The organism is Dactylosporangium sp. CS-047395 (assembly GCF_050942185.1).
Taxonomy (GTDB): Bacteria; Actinomycetota; Actinomycetes; order Mycobacteriales; family Micromonosporaceae; genus Dactylosporangium.
This window is the reverse complement of the sequence record NZ_CP192015.1, coordinates 10,027,353-10,048,222: the sequence shown is the minus strand read 5'-3', so window position 1 is coordinate 10,048,222 and position 20,870 is coordinate 10,027,353. Positions and strand designations below refer to the sequence as shown.

Annotated in this window: 17 protein-coding genes; 15 read left to right on the top strand and 2 right to left on the bottom strand. The window is 72.5% G+C overall.

Going from position 1 to position 20,870, the window contains the following annotated elements:
- The first annotated feature begins 9 nt into the window (after nt 1–9).
- From ACQP00_RS46945 to ACQP00_RS46915, 7 genes are all read left to right on the top strand, one after another.
- Entirely contained in the window at nt 10–1,545 is a 1,536-nt protein-coding gene (locus ACQP00_RS46945) for a glycoside hydrolase family 13 protein (RefSeq protein ID WP_433224239.1), read from the top strand.
- 23 nt (nt 1,546–1,568) lie between these two features.
- The gene (locus ACQP00_RS46940) at nt 1,569–1,766 is read left to right on the top strand and encodes a hypothetical protein (protein WP_433210158.1); all 198 of its coding nucleotides are present in this window, start codon (nt 1,569–1,571) and stop codon (nt 1,764–1,766) included.
- A 70-nt stretch (nt 1,767–1,836) separates the two neighbouring features.
- A complete protein-coding gene (locus ACQP00_RS46935) occupies nt 1,837–2,199 on the top strand; it encodes a response regulator (protein ID WP_433210157.1) in 363 nt (120 codons plus the stop codon).
- A gap of 223 nt (nt 2,200–2,422) precedes the next feature.
- Nucleotides 2,423–3,151: a phosphoribosyltransferase family protein gene (locus tag ACQP00_RS46930; protein WP_433210155.1), complete on the top strand. Its 729-nt coding sequence runs from the start codon at nt 2,423–2,425 to the stop codon at nt 3,149–3,151.
- A gap of 88 nt (nt 3,152–3,239) precedes the next feature.
- Nucleotides 3,240–3,983: an ATP-binding protein gene (locus tag ACQP00_RS46925; protein WP_433210153.1), complete on the top strand. Its 744-nt coding sequence runs from the start codon at nt 3,240–3,242 to the stop codon at nt 3,981–3,983.
- Between the two features lie 143 nt (nt 3,984–4,126).
- On the top strand, nt 4,127–5,263 hold the full coding sequence (locus ACQP00_RS46920) for a SigB/SigF/SigG family RNA polymerase sigma factor (RefSeq protein WP_433210151.1): 1,137 nt from the start codon (nt 4,127–4,129) through the stop codon (nt 5,261–5,263).
- 71 nt (nt 5,264–5,334) lie between these two features.
- The gene (locus ACQP00_RS46915) at nt 5,335–6,069 is read left to right on the top strand and encodes a GAF and ANTAR domain-containing protein (protein WP_433210149.1); all 735 of its coding nucleotides are present in this window, start codon (nt 5,335–5,337) and stop codon (nt 6,067–6,069) included.
- Between the two features lie 14 nt (nt 6,070–6,083).
- Here ACQP00_RS46915 and ACQP00_RS46910 read toward each other — a convergent pair whose 3' ends face one another.
- Complete coding sequence (locus ACQP00_RS46910; protein WP_433210147.1) at nt 6,084–6,563, bottom strand: hypothetical protein; 480 nt, start codon at nt 6,561–6,563, stop codon at nt 6,084–6,086.
- Nucleotides 6,564–6,677: 114 nt separating this feature from the next.
- Here ACQP00_RS46910 and ACQP00_RS46905 point away from each other — a divergent pair, with 114 nt between their 5' ends.
- Nucleotides 6,678–8,309, top strand: coding sequence for a S8 family serine peptidase (locus tag ACQP00_RS46905; protein WP_433210145.1), 1,632 nt, complete (start codon nt 6,678–6,680; stop codon nt 8,307–8,309).
- 47 nt (nt 8,310–8,356) lie between these two features.
- Nucleotides 8,357–9,778, top strand: coding sequence for an RtcB family protein (locus tag ACQP00_RS46900; protein ID WP_433210143.1), 1,422 nt, complete (start codon nt 8,357–8,359; stop codon nt 9,776–9,778).
- A 235-nt stretch (nt 9,779–10,013) separates the two neighbouring features.
- On the opposite strand, the gene ACQP00_RS46895 is transcribed toward ACQP00_RS46900, so the two are convergent.
- The gene (locus ACQP00_RS46895; RefSeq protein WP_433210141.1) at nt 10,014–12,236 is read right to left on the bottom strand and encodes a putative bifunctional diguanylate cyclase/phosphodiesterase; all 2,223 of its coding nucleotides are present in this window, start codon (nt 12,234–12,236) and stop codon (nt 10,014–10,016) included.
- Between the two features lie 222 nt (nt 12,237–12,458).
- Between ACQP00_RS46895 and ACQP00_RS46890 the strand changes: the two genes are divergently transcribed.
- The 6 genes from ACQP00_RS46890 to ACQP00_RS46865 all read left to right on the top strand — a co-directional run bounded on the left by ACQP00_RS46890 (nt 12,459) and on the right by ACQP00_RS46865 (nt 20,575).
- Nucleotides 12,459–13,667: an MFS transporter gene (locus ACQP00_RS46890; protein WP_433210139.1), complete on the top strand. Its 1,209-nt coding sequence runs from the start codon at nt 12,459–12,461 to the stop codon at nt 13,665–13,667.
- Nucleotides 13,668–13,764: 97 nt separating this feature from the next.
- A complete protein-coding gene (locus tag ACQP00_RS46885) occupies nt 13,765–14,373 on the top strand; it encodes a sortase domain-containing protein (RefSeq protein ID WP_433210137.1) in 609 nt (202 codons plus the stop codon).
- 580 nt (nt 14,374–14,953) lie between these two features.
- Nucleotides 14,954–17,590: a chemotaxis protein CheW gene (locus ACQP00_RS46880; RefSeq protein WP_433210136.1), complete on the top strand. Its 2,637-nt coding sequence runs from the start codon at nt 14,954–14,956 to the stop codon at nt 17,588–17,590.
- Between the two features lie 4 nt (nt 17,591–17,594).
- Nucleotides 17,595–18,047 (top strand): chemotaxis protein CheW, encoded by a 453-nt coding sequence (locus ACQP00_RS46875; RefSeq protein WP_433051068.1) that lies wholly within the window; start codon nt 17,595–17,597, stop codon nt 18,045–18,047.
- 4 nt (nt 18,048–18,051) lie between these two features.
- Nucleotides 18,052–19,593: a methyl-accepting chemotaxis protein gene (locus ACQP00_RS46870; protein WP_433210134.1), complete on the top strand. Its 1,542-nt coding sequence runs from the start codon at nt 18,052–18,054 to the stop codon at nt 19,591–19,593.
- A gap of 88 nt (nt 19,594–19,681) precedes the next feature.
- A complete protein-coding gene (locus ACQP00_RS46865; protein WP_433210132.1) occupies nt 19,682–20,575 on the top strand; it encodes a hypothetical protein in 894 nt (297 codons plus the stop codon).
- Nucleotides 20,576–20,870 lie beyond the last annotated feature (295 nt).

Sequence of the window (20,870 nt, the reverse complement as noted above, 5' to 3'; positions counted from 1 at the left end):
GGCGACGGGATGGGGGACCTGCGCGGCATCACGTCGCGCCTCGACCACCTGGTCGAGCTGGGCGTCGACGCCCTGTGGATGTCGCCGTTCTACCCGTCTCCACAGCACGACGCGGGCTACGACGTCGCGGACTACCGCGACGTCGACCCGCGCTTCGGCACGCTGGCCGACTTCGACGCGCTCATGGCCGCGGCCAAGCAGCGCGGCCTGCGCGTCGTGGTCGACCTGGTGCCCAACCACACCTCCAGCGACCACGTGTGGTTCCAGGAGGCGCTCGCGGGCGGGCCGGGCAGTCCGGCGCGCGACCGGTACCACTTCCGCAAGGGTCTCGGCGTCGACGGCGAGCTGCCGCCGAACGGGTGGCAGAGCGTCTTCGGCGGCCCGGCGTGGACCCGGGTGCCGGACGGGGAGTGGTACCTGCACCTGTTCGACACGAGCCAGCCGGACCTGAACTGGGACCTGCCGGCAGTACGAGCGATGTTTGAAGACGTTCTTCGCTTCTGGCTCGACCGCGGCGTCGACGGCTTCCGCGTGGACGTCGCCCACGGCCTGATCAAGGAGAGCGGGCTGCCGGACTGGGTCGAGGCGCAGGTGCCGATCACCTCGCCCGGCGCCGAGCACCGCACCCCGCCGATGTGGGACCAGGACGGCGTGCACGAGGTGTACCGCCAGTGGCGCCGCATCCTCGACAGCTACCCCGGCGACCGGATGATGGTCGGCGAGGCCTGGGTCGCGCCCGCCGAGCGGCTCGCGCGCTACGTCCGCCCCGACGAGATGCACCAGGCGTTCAACTTCAACTACCTCATGGCCCCGTGGACGGCCGCCGACCAGCGCGAGGCGATCGAGTCCAGCCTGGCCGGAGTGGCACCGGTCGGCGCGATCTGCACGTGGGTTCTGTCCAACCACGATGTCGTACGGCATGCGAGCCGGTTGGGCTTCGAGCCCGGCTACTCCACGCAGGGCGGCATCGGCGTCGGCGACCGGCAGCCCGACGAGGCCTTGGGCCTGCGCCGGGCCCGGGCGGCCACGCTGCTCATGCTCTCGCTGCCCGGCTCCGCCTACGTCTACCAGGGCGAGGAGCTCGGCCTGCCCGAGCACACCACCCTGCCGGACGAGGTGCGCCAGGACCCGACCTGGTTCCGCTCCTCGCACGAGGTGCGCGGCCGCGACGGCTGCCGGGTGCCGATCCCGTGGGAGGCGGAGGCCCCCGCGTACGGCTTCGGCCCGAGCGGCAGCACCTGGCTCCCGCAGCCGGCGGACTGGGCCCGCTTCGCCGCCGACCGCGAGCGGGGCGTGCCGGGCTCGACGCTCTCGATGTACACCGAGGCGCTGCGGCTGCGGCGCACCCACGAGCTCGGCCGGGGCACGGTCACCTGGAGCGCGGGCGACGACCTGCTCGACTTCGTCAACGGCGCGGTCCGGGTGATCACCAACTTCGGCTCCGCCCCCGCCCCGCTCCCGCCGGGTGAGGTGCTGCTGGCCAGCGGGGACCTCGCGGCCGACGGCAGCCTGCCGCCGGACACCACGGCCTGGCTGCGGGCGTGACAGCGCCGGTTACCGTCGAAGGCATGAACGCTCTGATCGCGCTGATCTACAGCTACCTCAGCCCGGCGACCCTGGACGCCCTGGACACCGGGCTGGAGCTGGAACGCCGACGGCGCAGCTCCGGCAGTTTCGGCATCATCGGTGCCTGCTGCTGCGCCGTGGTCGTCATCGCGGTCGTGGCCGTCGTGATCATCATGCGGCGGCGTCGCCCGCGGGCTTAATCTCGCGCGTCCGTGACCGATGGGTCCCGGTGAGGAGATTGTGATCCTCACGGAAGGGAACCATTCGGTCATGGCGCGAGTCCTGCTCATCGACGACGACGCGGAGATCCGGGAGACCACCGCCATCCGCCTGCAGATCGGCGGCCACCACGTGATCTCCGCCGCGACACCCCAGGAGGCCCTGAACGTGGCCTCCGAACAGCCCCGTTTCGACGTGGCGGTGCTCGACCTGCACCTGCCTCCGGTCGACGGCGACCACCTGCTGGACCTGCTGCGCGAGAACTCGGCGACGGCGGACCTGCCGGTGGTCTTCTACAGCGCGAACGCCCCGCACGCCACATCCGTGCACGGCCTCTCCCTCGCCGACGCCCGGCTCACCAAGGGCCGCCCGCTCAACAACCTGCTCGCCACGATCAGCTGCCTGTCCACGTAGGTTGTAAGCCGGTTGCAGTGCCGGAAGATCCAAGTTTCGGCAGGTCAAGCACGGGTAGTGTCTCGGCTCGGGCGCGGCGCCGCGGCAGAGCGGCGACAGGGACGGGCGCTTTCGAGCCCCCAGAACACCGCGCCGACCGAAGGGGGTGTCCGCTTGATGCGGATCGATGTGCGAATCGCGTGCGAACCCCGGCGTACCGCCGGCCGGGTGGAAGGGGACGGCCATGTGGCCGCCTGAGCACGAGCGGTTCGCGGACCGAACGGCCGCCGGACGCACGCTCGGAGCCGAGATCGCGGAGCACCTGCGGCGGCGCGAGGCTCCGGCCGAGGCGAGGACCGCGGAGATGACCGCGGCGAGCAAGAAGCCGCTGGTGCTGGCGCTGCCCAAGGGCGGGGTGCCGGTCGCGGTCGCGGTGGCCGAGGCCATCGGGGCCGACTTCGACCTGGTGATCTCCCGCAAGATCGGGCTGCCCTGGCAGTCCGACCACGGGGTGGGCGCGATCGCCGAGAACGGCCCCGCCGTGTTCGACCTCAGCGCCGTGGCCGCCGTCGGCCTCAGCGTCCACGACCTCTCGCCGGCCGTCCAGCGCGAGCGCGTGGAGCTGCGGCGGCGCCAGGAGCGCTACCGGGGCTCCCGCCCGGCACCCGACGTGGCCGGCCGCGTGGTCGTGGTCGTCGACGACGGGCTCGCCACGGGGGTGACGGCCCGGGCCGCGGTCCGGGCGCTGCGGGCCGGCAAGCCCGAGCACCTGATCTTCGCCGCCCCGGTGTGCGCGGCCGAGTCGGTCGATCTGCTCGCCACCGACTGCGACACGGTCATCGACATCCACAGCCCGCGCGAGTTCCACGCGCTCGGGCTGTACTACCACGACTTTGCCCCGCTGACCGACTCCCATGTGCTGCGGATGTGCGAGCAGATGTGGAGCGACAGCGAAATCCCTTCGCCCGTTTAAAACAAAAACCAGTCGCGATCCCGGTGCCGAAATATTGGCACCGGGATCGCGGTGTTTATAACGCCGGGGGTGGGTAGAGCATCACCCCATGAGGGCGGAAGACCTGCGGGCCCGCATCGAGCGACGGGGTGATGCCACGGTGGTGCGCCTCGGCGGCGTGCTGGACGTGGACAGTTCCCCGGCGTTGCGCTCGGCCGTGCTGGCGTGCCTGGCGACCGAGCCGTCCGTGATCGTGCTCGACGTGGCCGAACTGCGCCACGACGACGATGTCGCGCTGACGGTGCTGCCGGCGCTCGCCCAGCACGCCGCGGCCTGGCCCGGCAGCGCGATGACGCTCGCCGCCGTGCCGCCGCAGCTGGCCTCGGCGCTGGACCGGATGGCCGTGGCCCGGCTGGTGCCCACCTATCCGACCGCCGACGCCGCGCTGGCCGACACCGCCGGCGGCTCGGCCGCGGGCCGGGTGCGCCTCACCCTCCCGCCGCTGATGGACGCCACCTCGGCCGCGCGGCACCTGGTCGGCCGGGCCTGCCTGCGGTGGGGCTTCGACCGGGTGCGGGACATCGCCGAACTCGTGGCCACCGAGCTGGTGAGCAACGTGCTGCGGCACGCCGGCACCGAAATGGAGGTGGCCGCCGCCCGGGACCGCCGCCAGCTGCACGTTTCCGTCCGCGACCGCGGGCCGGGCATGCCGCGGCTCGGCGGGCGCCCGGGCGCCGGGGCGACGCTGCGCGAGGACGGTCGCGGCCTGCTCGTGGTGAGCGCGCTGACCCGCGCCTGGGGCTGCATTCCGGTGCCTGACGGAAAGGTGGTGTGGGCGACCGTCGCCAATTGAAAAACACGGGGGAGTTATTGCCGGTCAAAGGCTCACCCCGGAACTCATCCTTTCGCCCTGAATTCCGGGGCGAATTGCTGCGTACAGTAATCCGGAAAGCAAATCCGCCTAGGAGATTAGGGGGAGTCTCCGCCATGGAGACAATGCCTACGGATTCGGTACTTGAACTGGACACCTGGCGGAATGGCGACGACGAGATTCTGCGTCCTTCCGGGGTTCTGGACTATTCGGCGAGTGTCGGCCTGCGGGTCGCGCTCTCCCGGCGCCTCGACGCCGGCCAGCTCAGCCTGACCGTGGACCTGTCCCGCCTGCGCCTGCTCGACTGCGCGGCGGCCGACACCCTGCTGCGCGCCCAGACGGAGGCCCAGGAGCGCGGCGGGGCACTGCGTGCACCGGGCGCGTCCGACCTGGTCCTGGACGTGCTGGAGATCATCGGGGCGGCGAAGCAGCTGCGGGCCTACGACGACCCGCCGCCCGGTGCCCCGCCGGTGCCCGAGGAGGAGCACGGGGAGGACGCCGAGCCGCCCAGCCAGTGGACCACCGTCAACGAGCTGCTGCGCCAGGCGGCCGCCCTGGACCGCACCGATCCGCGGCGCGGCGCCCTGCGCGACCGCGCGGTGGCGCACAGCCTGCCGCTGGCCGACCGGCTGGCCCGCCGCTTCCACGGCATGGGCGAGTCGCCGGCCGACCTGAGCCAGGTGGCGGCGCTCGGGCTGATGAAGGCGATCGAGGGCTTCGACCCGGACTACGGCACCGACTTCGGCGGCTATGCCACCCCCACGATCGTCGGCGAGCTCAAGCGGTACTTCCGCGACAAGGGCTGGGGCGTGCACGTGCCCCGCCGGCTGCAGGAGCTGCGCATCGAGATCAACCGCGTGCGCGACTCGCTCGGCCAGCGCCTCGGCCGCTCGCCCACCCCGAAGGACGTCGCCGAGCACCTCGGCATCGACGAGGAGCAGGTGCTGGAGGCGCTGGTGGCCTCCTCGGCGTACCGCCCGGTCTCGCTCTTCGCCCCGCTCGGCGGCGACGACGACGCGGGCACCCTGGCCGACGTGCTGGGCGACGACGACCGCGACATCGACGGCGTGGAGTTCCGCCAGGCCGTCAAGCCGCTCATCGCCCGGCTGCCCGAGCGGGAGCGGCGGATCCTGTCGCTGCGCTTCTACGGCAACCGGACCCAGGCCCAGATCGCGGCCGATCTCGGCATCTCCCAGATGCACGTGTCGCGCCTGCTCAGCCGCACTTTGGAGGGGTTGCGCCGAGCCCTGCTCGACGGCTGAGGGCCGGTTCCTGAGGGTTGAGAAGAACGCGCCACGGGTAGTACGCCCCCCGGTTCGACGAAGGGGGAGCCGTGACAGACCTCCACACCGTGGAGTTCGCCGCCGTACTACGCCAGCTGACCGCCCGGCTGATCGCGAGTGACGATCTCGAGGAGGCACTGGAGGACCTCGTCGAGACCGCCGCCGACCTGGTCGACGGGGCGTCCTGGTGCGCGGTCACGCTGGTCCGCTCGGGTGGGCCGTCGACGGCGGCGGCCTCGTCGGGCCTGCCGGAGTCGCTGCTCGACAGCCAGTACGACAGCGGCGCCGGCCCTTCCATGGAGGCCATCCGCGCCCGGGACCTCACGCTCAGTGACGACCTGGCCGCGGACGACCGCTGGCCGGACTGGCGCCCGCGCGCCCTCGCGGCCGGGGTGAAGGCGGTCCTCGCGGTGCCGGTCGACATCGACTCGCACGCGCTCGGGGCGCTGACCGTCTACGCGGCCGAGCCGGGCCTGTTCACCACCGACGTGGGCCTGACCGCGATGCTCGTCGCCGAGCACGCGGGCCTGCTGCTCTCGGCGGTGCTGGACCGGGAGCGCCGCGCGGGCGTGCACGCCCAGCTCACCGAGGCCCTCAAGGAGGCGCTGACCGACGGCGAGACGGTGAACCGCGCGGTCGGCATCATGATGGTCCAGCGGGCCTGCTCGGCCGAGGCCGCCCTGGACGTGCTGCGGGGCACCGCCGGGCGGCTGGGGCTGCCGCTGACGACCGTGGCCGAGCGGCTGGTGAGCACCATCGAGCAGCGCGCGGGCGCGGCCTCGTAGGGCGTTCTGGCGGCCTACGTGCGCCCCTCCTGCTCCTGGGCCTTGCGCAGGGTCGAGGAGTGCGGGACCCAGTCGGCCAGGCGCACCGGATAGCCCAGGCCGCGCAGCCGGGCGACCACCTCGGGGTCGTCGTCAACCACGATCTCCACCGCCGACTCCCGGGCCATCCGGGCCAGCTGCCGGGCCTTGAACTCGCGGGCCGGGCGGCGGTCGGTCGGCGGGCGCATGAACAGCAGGTCGGCCGGCAGCTCGGCCGCGCGCAGCCACGCCGCGGTCACGTCGCGCAGGTACTCCGGCCGCCCCGTCAGCCACACCAGCACGTGTGACTCGGCGTACGAGCGGGCCAGCGCCACGCCCTCGTCGAGTACCGGATCGCGGTCCGCGGCGGCGAAGAAGCGCCCCCAGTCCTTGGGCCGGCGGTCCAGGTACTTGAGCCGGTGGCGCACGTCGGCGACCACTCCATCGATGTCGAACACCGCCAGCGAGTCCTGCATGGCACCAGTCTGCCCGCAACCGGGCGGCAACGACCGGCGACCCGGCGGCGCTCCCCGCCTTGCCCAATCTGGAACGGCACCGAAATGGCGTCCTCTGATTGGAGCTCCGGCATCATGCGAGCGTTCCTCCGTACGACCCTGATCGCGGCCGCGGTGACCGCCGGCCTCGTCGGGGCGGGCACGCCCGCGCTGGCCTCGCCCGAGGGCACCATCCTGGGCGCGAACGAGGCTGGTTCGATCCGGGACCGGTACATCGTGGTCTTCAAGGACACCGTCGCCGCCGGCACCACCGCGGCCGACGCGAACCGGCTCGCCACCCAGTCCGGCGGCACGGTGCGCCGCTCGTTCAGCAAGACGCTCAAGGGCTTCTCGGCCCAGCTGACCGAGAAGGCGGCCAAGCGGCTCGCGGCCAACCCGCTCGTCGACTACGTGCAGCAGGACAAGACGGTCAAGGTGGCCGACACGGAGTCGAACGCCCCGTGGGGCCTGGACCGCATCGACCAGGTGAGCCGGCCGCTGAGCGGGACCTACACCTACCCGGCGCCCGCCTCCGGTGTGACCGCCTACGTCCTGGACACCGGCATCCGCATGTCGCACACGGACTTCCAGGGACGGGCCCGCTCGGGGTACGACTTCGTGGACAACGACACCGACGCGAGCGACTGCCAGGGCCACGGCACGCACGTCGCCGGCACCGTCGGCGGCGCCACCTACGGCGTGGCCAAGGGCGTGCGGCTGGTCGGCGTGCGGGTGCTCGGCTGCGACGGCTCCGGCAGCTACTCCGGCATCATCGCCGGCATCGACTGGATCACCGCCAACGCGCAGAAGCCGGCCGTGGTGAACATGAGCCTCGGCGGCGACGCGGACGGCTCGGTCGACCAGGCCGTGCGCAACTCGATCGCGGCGGGCATCACCTACGCGGTCGCGGCCGGCAACGCGGCCACCGACGCCTGCGCGATGTCCCCGGCCCGCACCGCCGAGGCGATCACCGTCGGCGCGACCGACCAGAACGACGCGCGCGCCTCGTTCTCCAACTACGGCTCGTGCCTGGACATCTTCGCCCCCGGCGTGGCCATCACGAGCGACAGCAAGGATTCCGACACCGGTACGACGGTGATGAGCGGGACCTCCATGGCGACGCCGCACGTGGCCGGCGCGGCCGCGCTGTTCCTGTCGGCCAACCCGACCGCGACGCCGTCGCAGGTGCGCGACGCGCTCGTGGCCGGCTCGGTGAACAACGCGGTGACCGATCCCGGCGCCGGCTCGCCCAACCGCCTCCTGAACCTCGTCCCGACCACCACCACCGCCCCCACGCACCAGCCCGAGAGCGCCCCGGCCGCCACCCCCGCCACCCCCGCCACGGTCGTCGCTTCCGCGCCCGTCGTCGCGCCGGTGCAGCCCTGCAACGTGCGCTCCAACGGCAACGACGTCGTGCTGCGCGACCGCGGGACCGCCGTGTCGGCCGTGGCCGTCACCGGGTGCGCGGGCAAGGCGTCGCGGGCGGCGAAGGTCGAGGTGCACGTGGCGTACCCGAAGCGCGGCGACCTGACCGTCGAGCTGATCGCCCCCAACGGCGCGGTCAAGAAGCTCAAGAGCGCGAACAAGCGGGACAAGGCGAACGGGCTGAACGCGGTGTACACCGTGAACCTCAGCAAGTACAACCGGAATGGCGTTTGGAAGGTGCGCGTGCGCGACACCGCGAAGGGCGGCGCGGGCTACCTGGACAGCTGGGTGCTGACCGTCTGAAAATCGATCGCTCGCCGCGTGCCCCGGAGCCTACGCTTCGGGGCACGATGCTGAAGCGGACCGATCCCCGTCTCGTCCGGCTCGACGAGTCCTGGACGACGCTGCCCAATTCCTACGACATCCCGGTCGAGATCTGCGCCGGTCCCGACGTCCCGCTCGAGCCGGCCGCGCTGGACGAGCTGCTGACGGTGCTGGAGACGCAGCGCAGCCTGCAGACGCTCAGCCCGGATGCGCGCATCGAGCAGGTCGTGTGCACCCCCGACTTCCACAAGGGCGCCGGGATCCCGATCGGCACCGTCATCAAGACAACCGCCGCACTTGTACCGCACGCCGTCGGCAACGACATCAACTGCGGGATGCGCGTGGAGGCGACGTCGCTCACCGTCGACGAGGTGCGCCCGCGCCTGGACGAGCTGGAGCGCCGCCTGCGCCACCTGTTCTTCGAGGGCGGCCGGCACATCGGCCTGACCCCCGCGCAGCGCGAGGGGCTGCTGCGGGAGGGGCTGCCGGGCCTGTTCGACGACGACGTGCGCGACGCCGGCCGCCTGCACGCCACCGGCTTCCCGGCCGCGCACGCCGACGAGTTCCGCGACTGGGTGCAGAGCGGCGGCGGCACGAGCTACGACTCCATCATCGGCAGCGTCGGCGGCGGCAACCACTTCGCGGAGCTGCAGTACGTCGCGGCGGTCCACGACGGCCCGACGGCCTACGCGTGGGGCCTGACGCCCGGGCGCGTGGTCACCATGGTGCACAGCGGCTCGCTGTCCCTGGGCCACCAGGCCGGCGCGACGGGCCGCGACCTCGCGCGCAAGTCGTGGCCCGCCGGGGTCGCCCTGCCCGCCAACGGCATCGTGCCAATGCTTTTCAAGGACAAGAGCCTGCATCGGTACCGTACGAGCTTCGCCAACGCCGCCAACTTCGCGCTCGGCAACCGGTTCTTCCTGAGCCGGATGATGCGCGACGGGCTCACCGCGGCCGTGGGGGAGCTGGAGGCCCGGCTGGTCTACGACGCCCCGCACAACCTGATGTGGTTCGGGGACGACGACACCGTCGTGCACCGCAAGGGGGCCACGCCGGCCGGCCTGTCCGCGGACGGCTGGGGCGAGCCGGTCATCGTGCCCGGCTCGATGGGCGCGCCGAGCTACCTGCTGCGCGGCCTGGCCAACGAGCGCTCCCTCACCAGCGCCTGCCACGGCGCCGGCCGCAGCGTCCCCCGCGGCGCGGCCGCGCGCGGGAGCGACGCGGAGCTGGACGCCTTCCTACGCGACTTCCGCGTGGTGACGCCGCTCAACCACCGGGATCCCGCGGTGTCGACCCGCCGCGACATCATCGGCGCGTGGCGCCGCGACTTGAAGCAGGAGGCGCCGTGGGCGTACAAGGAGGTGCGGCCGGTGGTGGACAGCCTCAGCACGGCCGGCGTGGCCGAGCCGGTGGTCGAGTTGCGGCCGCTGCTGACGGTCAAGGGCTGACGCGATGCACTACCTGAAGCCGGGCCTCTGGGCCGCGACCTCGTCCGGACGTTCTGGTGACGAGCCGTGGCGGTCGTCGTCGCCCTTTGCTCCGCCGCCCCGCCGCGATTCGCGGTTCCCGGGTGCGTCCTCGCGGCGCGACTCGGCTCGCAACCACTGGCCGTTGCGCTTCTCGCCGCGCTCCTGAGCTTTTCGCCCCGCTTCTAGGCTCTGCGCCGCGCGGTGGTTGGCCGGTTCAGGCCAGCGCTGCGGCGGGCGTCGCGGCGCGCTCCTCCAGCAGGGCGGCGAGTGTGGGAGCGGGCATGGGGCGGGCGAACAGGAAGCCTTGCGCGTGGGCGCAGTCGAGCTCACGCAGTACTGAAGCCTGCCCTGGGGTTTCGACGCCCTCCGCGACCGGCGTCAGGAACATGCTGCGCGCGAGTTCCACGACCGCCCGGAAGAGGGCCTTGTCCTGCCGCTCCTCGATGCGGTGCACGAAGGCGCGGTCGATCTTCAGCACGTCGAGGGGGAGCGTGCGGAGGTAGGCCAGCGAGGAGTAGCCGGTGCCGAAGTCGTCGATGGCGATGCGGATGCCGAACGCGCGGAGGCGGGCCAGGCGCCGGCTGACCTCCGCCGTCTCCTCCAGGGAGGCCGTGACCAGCACGGTTTCGGTGATCTCCAGGACCAGCGCCGCGCCCGGGAGCCCGGTGCGCCTGAGCACGGCCAGGACCTCGTCGGCGAACGCGGGGTTGCGCAGCTGGCGGCCCGAGACGTTCACGGTCACCGAGATGCCGTGCGCGTCGTGCCAGGCCTTCGCGTCCGTGCAGGCCTGTTCGAGGACCCACGCGCCGAGCTTGCCGATGAGGCCGATCTCCTCGGCGACCGGCACGAACACGGCGGGCGAGACCGCGTTGCCCTCCGGCGTGGTGAAGCGCAGCAGCGCCTCCACGGCCGTGATGCGCGTCGTGTGCACGTCGACCACCGGCTGGTAGTGCATCGCGAAGCCGGTGCTGCTCTCGACCGCCGCGCGGAGCTGGTCGGCGAGCAGCGTGTGCGCGACGTGGGCCTCGCGCAGGGCCGGGTGGTAGCGCACGAAGCGGTTGCGGCCGGCCTCCTTCGCGGCGTACAGGGCGATGTCCGCGCTCTGCAGCGCCTCGCCGGTGGTGACGGGGTGGCCGGAGTACACCCCGATGCTGGCGCTGATGCGCTGCTCGCGGCCGGCCACGCGGTACGGCTGGGCGAGCTCGCGGACCAGTGCGCCGGCGAGGTCCTCGAGCACCTCCGGGCCGCAGACGACGGCGAACTCGTCGCCGCCGAGCCGGGCCAGCAGCGGCTCAGGCCCGGCACACGCGCGGAGGCGCTCGGCCGCGTGCAGCAGCAGCTCGTCGCCGGCCGGGTGGCCGAGGGTGTCGTTGACGTCCTTGAAGCCGTCGAGGTCGATGATGAGCAGGCCGATCTCGCGCTGGGCGTCGATCTCCTCCTGCAGGCTGCTGCGGAACAGATCGCGGTTGGCCAGGGCGGTGAGCACGTCGTGCTGGGCGCGGAAGGCGAGCTCCTGCTGCAGCCGCACGCGGTCGCGCAGGGCCCGGCCGAGGCGCAGCACCATGGCGACCATCAGCGCGCCGGTGAGCACCGCGGGCACCAGGGCGTGCCGCCACGGGTCGACGCCGCGGCGCAGGACCAGGTCGGCGACGAGGAGCCCGGGGCCGAGCAGCGAGAGGGCGATGAAGCCGCCGATGGGGGTACCGTAATCGCCCCGGCCCTTGCGTGCGCGCACCAGGGCCGTGCGGGCCTCGGGGTGCAGGGCCGCCGCCGCGAACAGCAGCGCCCAGGTCAGCCAGCCCACCGCCGAGAACGAGCTGATGACCTCGGTGCCGCGGCCGGCGACGTACTTGACGATGTAGAACGCGTCCGAGCACACCATCACCGCGGCCGAGGCAAGCACAAGCAGCGCCACCGCACTGCGGCGCACGGCGAGCACGACGCGCAGCAGCAGCGCGACGGTGACCAGGTCGCACACGGCGATCAGGCTGACCCCGATCGCGTCGAGGGGCTTGAGGCCACTGCGGTGCAGCAGCGGGTACAAGACGAAAATCCAGGTCAGTTGCGCGATCCCGATCAGAATGATGGTCGCGTCGAAAATTCGCGTGGACGACCAGGGCCGCAACCGGCGCGCGATCAGCCACAGGCCGGTCGCGGTGAGCGGGTAGCAGAAGAAGTAGCCGGCCCCCAGCTCCTCGGGCGCGTTCGGCACCACCGACAGCGCGATGGTGCTGGCCGCCGAGGCGACGACCCCGCTGAACAGCAGCCACCACGCGACGCGCGGCTCCGGCCGCTGCCGGCGCAGCGCGATCGCGGCCACCGCCAGGCAGCCGAGCAGGATCGCGGAGTTCAGGGCGCCCTTGCCACCGGGCGCGACGATCGCCGCGACGGTGGAGAGCGCCCCGGCGCCGCCGAGGAACCAGAGCCAGATTCGCACAACGCTTATTCAGCGCCGCCCACGGTGCAGCCCGGTTGCCCGCGCGGGTGCAACCCCGGATTCGGCGTTTTCCGACTGATGTAGCGCGGTTGCGAGCCGGTTCGCGCGGGCCGGATCAGCGCTCAGCGGGGCATCGCCGGGGCCGGTGCGGCTCGGTTGCGCAACGGTGGGCATGGCGGTTCATCGTTGCCGAGCCGCGGCCCGCTTCCGATGCGACCTTCCGTGCGCCTTCTGAACTCGCGAAACTACCGCCTCTGGGCCGCCGCCGACCTGGTCTCCGTGACCGGCACGTGGATGAAGGTCCTGGGGGTCAACTGGTTCGTCCTGCAAGCCACCGGCTCCACGACGAGCATGGGCCTCGCGCTCATGCTGCAGACGCTGCCGATCCTGCTGCTCGGCCCGCTCGGTGGCGCGCTCGCCGACCGCCTGCCGGTGCGCCGGATCCTGCTGGCCACGCAGGCGGCGCACGCGGTGCTGTCGGCCGGTTTCGCCGCCGTGGTGCTGCTCGGCGGGCAGCTCTGGTGGCTGTACGCCCTGTCCTTCCTCACCGGCATGGTCACCGCCGCCGACGGCCCCGCCCTCGGCCGCTTCGGCGGCATGGTCGCCGGCCCCGAGCTGCTGGGCCAGGCGCTGGCCAACGGCTCGCTGATCAGCTCCACGGGCCGCATCATCGGCATGAGCGCCGGCGGCGTGGTCGCCGCCACCGCCGGCCCGGCCGCGCTGTTCATCGCCAACGCGGTGAGCTTCTCGGCCGTCATCGCCGCCCTCCTCGCGATGCGCACCTCCTCGCTGCACCGGCTCGAATCCGCCGCCCCGGCCGAGAAGGGCGCCGTGCGGGCCGGCTTCCGCTACCTCGCGACCCAGCCGGCCGTCCTGGTCACCCTGGCCGTCGCCTTCGTCCTCGGCAGCATCGGCCGCAACTACCAGGTCACTATGGCCGCCATGAGCTTCGGCCCGCTGTCGGGCGGTCCGGCGGGATACGGTGTCCTGTCGACGGTCTTCGCCGCCGGTACCGTCCTGGGCGCCCTCGCCGTCGGCCGCTTCCGCGCACTGCGCCACCACCTCCTGATCGCGGCCGGCCTGGCCGCGAGCGTCCTGCAGATGATCGCCGGCGCCGCACCCGGGCTTTGGTCCTTCGCCGCCGTGCTGATCCCGATCGCGGCCGCCGCGGTCATCGTCGACACCACGGTCACGACCCGCGCCCAGCTCGACACCAGCGAGGACATGCGCGGCCGTGTCCTGGCGGCGGTCGCTCTGGTGAGTGCCCTGGGCGGCATGGTCGGCGCACCGGTGCTGGGCGCGCTGTGCGAGGCCGTCGGGCCCCGCGAGACGCTCGTTCTGGCCGGCGCGATCGGCGTCCTGGCCTGCGCCGCGGGCGCGGTGTTCCTCTTCGGCCGCCGCTCGTCGGGCGTCCCCGCGCTGGCTGACTAGGTTGCTGCGGCCTGTAGGGCGTTCCCGCGCCGGCCGCTACCCACCACCTTCCAAGTGGAGACCATCTGAGACCGGTTAGTACGCATATAGTCGGTTTATGAGGTTCCGCCGGCTGGTCCTGGTCGCGGCGGTGCTGCTGGTCCTGGCCGCGCTGGCCGGAGGCGCAACGGCGGCGCCAGACTGGTGGGGGCGCACCCGCGAGATCCAGTCCGCCCAGCAGCGTCTCTCCCAGCAGCTCGACGCCCGCTGGGCGAGCGACGCGGCCGCGCCCGCCACCGGGCCGCAGGCGCGCCTGCACCTGCCGACCCTCAGCGCCGACCTGGTCGTGCTCGACGCGACCGCGCGCGACGACCGGCGACCCGGACCGGGCTACATCCCCGGCACCGCACCGATCGGCACGGCTGGCAACACCGGCATCGCGGGGGAGCGGGTGCCGGGCGTCTTCTGGAACCTCGACCGCCTCGACATCGGCGATCCCGTCATCCTGGAGACCCGGGACACCTGGTTCGTCTACCGCGTGATGGAGGCCCGCGTCGTACGCCCCGAGGACGGCACGGCACTCGACCCGCCCCCGCCCGGCGCCAGCCCGGTACTGACCCTGATGACCGACGAACCCCGCCTGAGCACCGCCCGCCGCCTCATCCGCCAGGCCACCCTGATCCGCCGCGACCCGCACGAGGGCCCACGCCCAGCCGAACTGACCTAGCCCCACGCGTCGTGTCGGCGCGTCGTGTCGGCGCGTCGTGTCGGCGCGTCGTGTCCGCGCGTCGTGTCCGCGCGTCGTGTCCGCACACACGCCGTCGACGGGTGCCGTGACGGCCCGCCTCCGAACGTGGCGTCGCGGCGTGCCCTCCGGGACGTTGCGCCCGCGGGCCGAGCCTGCAGGCCGCGTCCACACGCCGCATCAACGCGTGGTGTCCGCGCGCCGCATCAACGCGTGGTGTCCGCGCGCCGCATCAACGCGTGGTCTTCACACGCCGCATCAAAGCGTGGTGTCCGCGCGTGGTCTCCACACGCCGCGTCGACGTGTGGTGTCCGCGCGCGGCGTCGACGTGTGGCCTGGGTGCTCGGTCGCGTCGGTGCGTGCCGCCAGCCCGGTGGCATCAGGAGGCCGCGCCCGAGCGGAGCGGGGTTCGAAACCGAGCGCCTACGCCCGGTGACGGCGCCCTCACAGGATCTCCTTTACCGGGCACGGCGGGTGCCGATTGTCCCAGTGGGTGCGAACCGCGGGGTTCGTCCCGATGCGTGTCGTGTCCCCTGGGTGGGGACGGAAGGAGCGCCTGGTCGTGAGCGATTTGGGTGACATTGTCCAGGAGTTTCTCGTCGAGTCCCACGAGAACCTCGACCAGCTGGACCGGGACCTGGTCGCGCTCGAGGCCCAGCCGGGCTCGCGCGAGCTGCTCTCCTCGATCTTCCGGACGATCCACACCATCAAGGGCACGTCCGGCTTCCTGGCCTTCCACCGCCTCGAAAAGGTTACCCACGTCGGTGAGTCGCTGCTGTCGCGGCTGCGTGACGGTGCGCAGGAGATGACGCCGGCCACCACTGACGCCCTGTTGCGCATGGTCGACACGGTGCGCGGGCTGCTCGCCGAGATCGAGGAAAACGGCCAGGAGCTGCCCGGCGACGACTCCGAAGTGGTCGCCGCGGTCAACGCCTGCATCACCGACGACGCCGCCAAGGCCGCGACCCCCGCCGCACCCGCCGCTACCGCCACGCCGGCCACACCGGCCACTGATGCCACGCCCGCCGCGTCGGCCCCGGACGCCGCGGCCGCCGGCACGCCCGTGGTCGAAGGCGTCCCGGTAGTCATCGAGGGCACCCCCGTGGTCGTCGAGCCGCCGGCCGAGGTCGTCGTGGTCCAGCCGGTCGTCGCGATCGTCGAGGTCCCAGCCACGCCCCAACCAGCCGCCGCCACACCCCAGCCGTCCGCCGGGCCCGCCGCCACACCCGCAGTCCAGCCGTCCGCCACACCCGGCGCCACAGCCGCTGTCCAGCCCTCTGCCACACCCGGCGCGACAGCCGCCGCCGTCCAGCCGTCCGCCACGCCCGCCGCGCAGTCGCCCGCCACGGCGGCCGCGCCCGCCGCGGGGACCCAGCAGCCGGCCGCCGCAGTACAAGAGAAGCCCGGATCTCAAAAGCCGCCCACGCCGCCCGCCGGGGCCAAGGGCGCGCCCGAGCCGGGCGAGGAGGGCACCTCCCGCCGCAGCGTCGCCGACCAGTCCATCCGCGTCGACGTCGATCTGCTCGACAAGCTCATGAACCTCGTCGGCGAGCTGGTGCTCACCCGTAACCAGCTCGTGCGGGCCATCGGCACCGTGTCCGACCCCGGCATGACGCGTACGGGCCAGCGGCTCAATCTCATCACCTCCGAGCTGCAGGAATCGGTGATGAAGACCCGCATGCAGGCGATCGACCACATCTGGTCGAAGCTGCCCCGCGTCGTCCGCGACCTCTCCTCGACCTTCGGCAAGCAGATCAAGCTGGCTCAGGAGGGCAAGGAGACCGAGCTCGACCGCTCGCTGCTGGAGGCGGTCAAGGACCCGCTGACCCACCTCGTGCGCAACGCCGTCGACCACGGGATCGAGACGCCCGCGGACCGGGTCGCGGCCGGCAAGCCTGCCGAGGGGACGTTGACACTGCGCGCGTACCACGAAGGCGGGCACGTCATCGTCGAGGTCCGCGACGACGGCTCCGGCATCGATCCTGACAAGATCGCGCGGATCGCCGTGGAGAAGGGCATCGTCTCCCGCGACCAGCTCGCCGCGATGGACAAGCGCGAGATCCTCGGCCTGGTGTTCAAGCCGGGCTTCTCCACCGCGAAGGCGGTCACCAACGTCTCCGGCCGCGGCGTCGGCATGGACGTGGTGAAGACGAACATCGAGCGGATCGGTGGCGCCGTCGACGTCGACTCGGTGGTCGGCAAGGGGACCACGTGGCGGCTCACGATCCCGTTGACGCTCGCGATCATCCAGGCGCTGACCATCGAGTGCGCGCAGGAGCGCTACGTCATCCCCCAGGTGGCGGTGCACGAGCTGGTCTATCTCGACGGCCAGTCCGGTCGTGTCGTCGAACATGCGATGGGCGCTCCGGTGTACCGCCTGAGAGGCAAACTCCTCCCGCTCGTCTACCTCGACGAGACCCTCGGCGTGGCACACGGCGGCGAGCACGACACCGACGTCTACGTGGCGGTGCTGCAGGCCGAGGGGAAGCGCTTCGGGCTCGTGGTCGACCGCGTCCTGAACACCGAGGAGGTCGTGGTCAAGCCGCTCACCTCGCGGTTCAAGGACATCGGGGTCTACGCCGGGGCCACCCTGCTCGGCGACGGCCGGGTCGCGCTCATCCTCGACGTGGCCTCGCTCGCCCGCCGGGCCCACCTGGCGGCCAGCGGCGAGCGGGAGAACGCCGAGGCGACCGTCCGCCGGGGCGGGGGCAACGCCGACCGGCTGCTCATCGCCGGCGTCGGCGACCGGCGGGTGGCGATCCCGCTGGACATGGTCACCCGGCTCGAGGAGTTCCCGGTCGAGCGGATCGAGCGCACCGGGAGCCGGGAGGTCGTGCAGTACCGCGACCAGATCCTGCCCGTCCTGCGCCTCTCGCACCTGCTCGGGGCCTACGAGACAGAAGCCGGGCCGACGGTACCGGTGGTCGTCTACACCGAGAACGGCCGCTCGGTCGCGCTCGCCGTGGAGAAGATCATCGACATCGTCGAGGAGGGGCTGGACGACTCCAAGCGCGACTTCGGCGACGACGGCCTGCTCGGCTCGGCCGTCATCCAGCAGCGCGTCACCGAGCTGCTGGACGTGCGGCGGGCCATCCTCGCCGCCGACCCGCTGTTCCACACCTCGATGGACCCGTACGAGCAGTACCAGACCGGCACCGACGCCGACTACACCTCCTCCTACCAGACCGCCGGAGCCTGAACCCATGGCCAGCCGTCAGTACGCCACCTTCGAGGTCGCCGACCAGCTCTTCGGCCTCGACGTCGCCAAGGTCCAGGAGGTTCTCTCCTTCGACCAGTACACCCCGGTGCCGCTCGCCCCCGAGAGCGTGGGCGGCCTGTTCAACCTGCGCGGCCAGGTCATCGCCGCGGTCGACCTGCGGGTGCAGCTCGGGCTGCCGCCGCGCACGAAGACCGCCGAGCCGGCGATGAACGTCATCGTCAAGACCGACGAGGAGTCGGTATCACTGCTCGTCGACCGCATCGGCGAGGTCGTGACGCTGCAGGACGACACGTTCGAACCGCCGCCGGACACCCTGCAGGGCCGCGCCCGCGCGCTCATCACCGGCGCGTTCAAGCTCGACGGCCGGCTGCTGCTCGCCCTGGACACGCAGAAAGCCGTCAACACCAACCCGCCCGGCACCACCCGCGAGGAATAGAAACATGAGCTGGTTCACGAATCGCAGCGTGCGGGCCAAGGTTCTCACCGCGATCGCGGTCGGCGGCGTCGTCACGCTCGTCATCACGTTCTTCGGGCTCAAGTCGCTGAGCAGCGCCAATGACACCATGCGGCAGTTCACCGCGCAGAATCGGCAGTTCGTCGCGCTGTCGGAGGTGCGCCAGGCGCTGACCGACATCATCGGGTCGCTGAATCCGGATCAGCAGAAGGCCGCCGACGCCGATCTGGCCGACGCCATCACGCGGTACCGCGACGGCGCCCCCAGCGACCGCGACGCCGACGTTGCGGTCATCGAGAACTCCGTGCAGGCCTACCGTGAGGTGCGTGACGGCGTGGCGGCGCAGGCGATCGCCGCCGGTGGGGTCGAGCAGTACGTCACGGTGATGTCGGCCCAGGGCCAGCCGCAGCTGACCAAGGCCAAGGAGGCCATCAGCCGGCTGCAGGACAAGGACATCGCCCAGGCCGAGGCGTGGCGGACCAGTGCCGAGGACGACTACCGGACCAGCCGGATGCTGATGATCATCGCGGCCGTGGTCGGGCTCATCGCCGCGTTCGGGATCGGGATGTGGGTCACCGCCCTGGTCGTACGGCCGTTGCGGCGCGTCGCGGACGTGCTCGGTGCGGTGGCCGACGGGGACCTGACGACCAAGGTCGACGTGCGCTCGACCGACGAGGTCGGGGTGATGGCCGCGGCGTTGAACAAGGCGACGGACAGTATGCGGGTGACGGTACAGACGATGGATCACACGGCGACGTCGCTGGCTTCATCGGCCGGCGAGCTGACCGGGGTGAGCGCGCAGATCGCCTCCGGCACCGGCGAGGTCAGCGACCAGGCCGGGGTCGTCGCGCTCGCGGCCGAGGAGGTCTCGCGCAACGTGCAGACCGTGGCCGCCGGGGCCGACGAGATGGGCCTGTCGATCCGCGAGATCGCGCAGAACGCGAGCGAGGCGGCCAAGGTGGCCTCGCAGGCGGTGATGGCGGCCGAGTCGACCAACCAGGCGGTGAGCCGGCTGGGGGAATCTTCGACCGAGATCGGCAACGTGGTCAAGGTGATCACCTCGATCGCCGAGCAGACCAACCTGCTCGCGCTCAACGCGACCATCGAGGCGGCCCGGGCGGGCGAGGCCGGCAAGGGCTTCGCGGTGGTGGCCAACGAGGTCAAGGAGCTCGCGCAGGAGACCGCGCGGGCCACCGAGGACATCTCGCGGCGGGTCGAGGCGATCCAGGCCGACACCACCGGCGCGGTCGCGGCGATCGGCGAGATCGGCCAGATCATCTCGCGGATCAACGACTACCAGCTCACCATCGCCTCGGCGGTGGAGGAGCAGACGGCCACCACGAACGAGATGAACCGCAGCGTCGGCGAGGCGGCGACCGGCTCGGCCGAGATCGCGACCAACGTCTCCACGGTGGCCTCGGCGACCCAGAATACGTCACGCAACGTAGCCGAAGCACAACGCGCAGCGTCGGATCTGTCCCGCATGTCGAGCGAGATGCGAGCGCTGGTGGCGCGGTTCCGAATCTGAGGCGCGGGGCGGCTGTCGGTCACTGACAGTCGCCCCGCGGCCCGATCGGTGGACAGACCGGGGTGCAGCTGCGTTGCAGACTAGTTGCATGTACAGCCTGGTTAGCGCCCCCGTTCTCGGCTTCGACCTCTCCCGCCTGCAGGGCGGATCGGCCGCCGCCGATGTACTGCTCCGCGGTCTGACCCTCACGCAGAGTGACCTTCCGGCGATGGCCTCGGCCCGCGCCGACGACGACTGGGACCGGGTCGACCTGTGGCGCGACGTCGACGCCGCCGCCCAGGAGCGCCGGGCGAACGCCGCCGACGCCGGCACGCTGACCGTCATCGAGCGGGCCCCGCTGGGCACCCTCGACGGGCTGCTGCACTGCCTGCGGTACGACGTGCTCGACTGGACCTGGGGCAAGCGCCCGGCGCCGTCGGCCACCATGCCGGCCCCGCAGGCCCGCACCCCGCGGCAGCGGCAGAGCCCGGTCGCCAGCAAGGCCACCGGCGTGCTCTCCGACGCCGCCGCGGCCGCCTACCTCCGCGAGCTGCTCTCCGACGACTCCCGCCGCAAGCTCGCGGCGCCGTTCGTCTCGGCCGTGCGCGCCCTGCCCGAGCGCGAGCACGACCTGGGCCCGCAGGCCGACGACGTGCACCGCCTGCTCGCCCGCGTCGGCGCGCTGACCGCCGACGAGATGCGCAGCCTGAACAAGGTCACCGACAGCTCCCGCCCCGGCCTGTCCGACTGGGCGCCGGCCGTGCACTCGGCCTCCTGGGCCGTCTTCCTCTCCGGCCGCGTCCGCGCCGGCGCCGCCGCCCAGCTCCTGCTCGTCCAGGCCCTGGACCGCTCCGGCGTCCCGGTGGCCGACCGCGCCGGCGGCGTCTGGAACCTCCTGAGCGGTGCCGTGCAGGCGCTCATGGTCCGCGACCTGCTCGACTCGGCCACCGCCCGCCGCCTCCTCGACCCGTACTTCACCGCCCTCGGCCCGCTCGCGAGCTGAAACCGCCCCCGCGCGCGCCGCAAACCGCGAAACGGCCACCCGCGGGGACGGCCGCAACGGCTTCCGCGCCCGCTGCGGACGGCAAAACGGCCTCCGCGCGCGCCGCGGGGACGGCGCAACGGCTTCCGCGCGCGCCGCGGGACGGCGCAACGGCCTCCGCACGCGCCGCGACCGGCGAAACGGCCTCCGCGCGCTGCGGACGGCGAGCGGCCGCCCGCGGGTACGGCGAAACGGACGCCGCATGGTGAAGGCGGCGAAGCGGTCGCCACGCGGCGGAAATGGCGCAGCGGCGGTG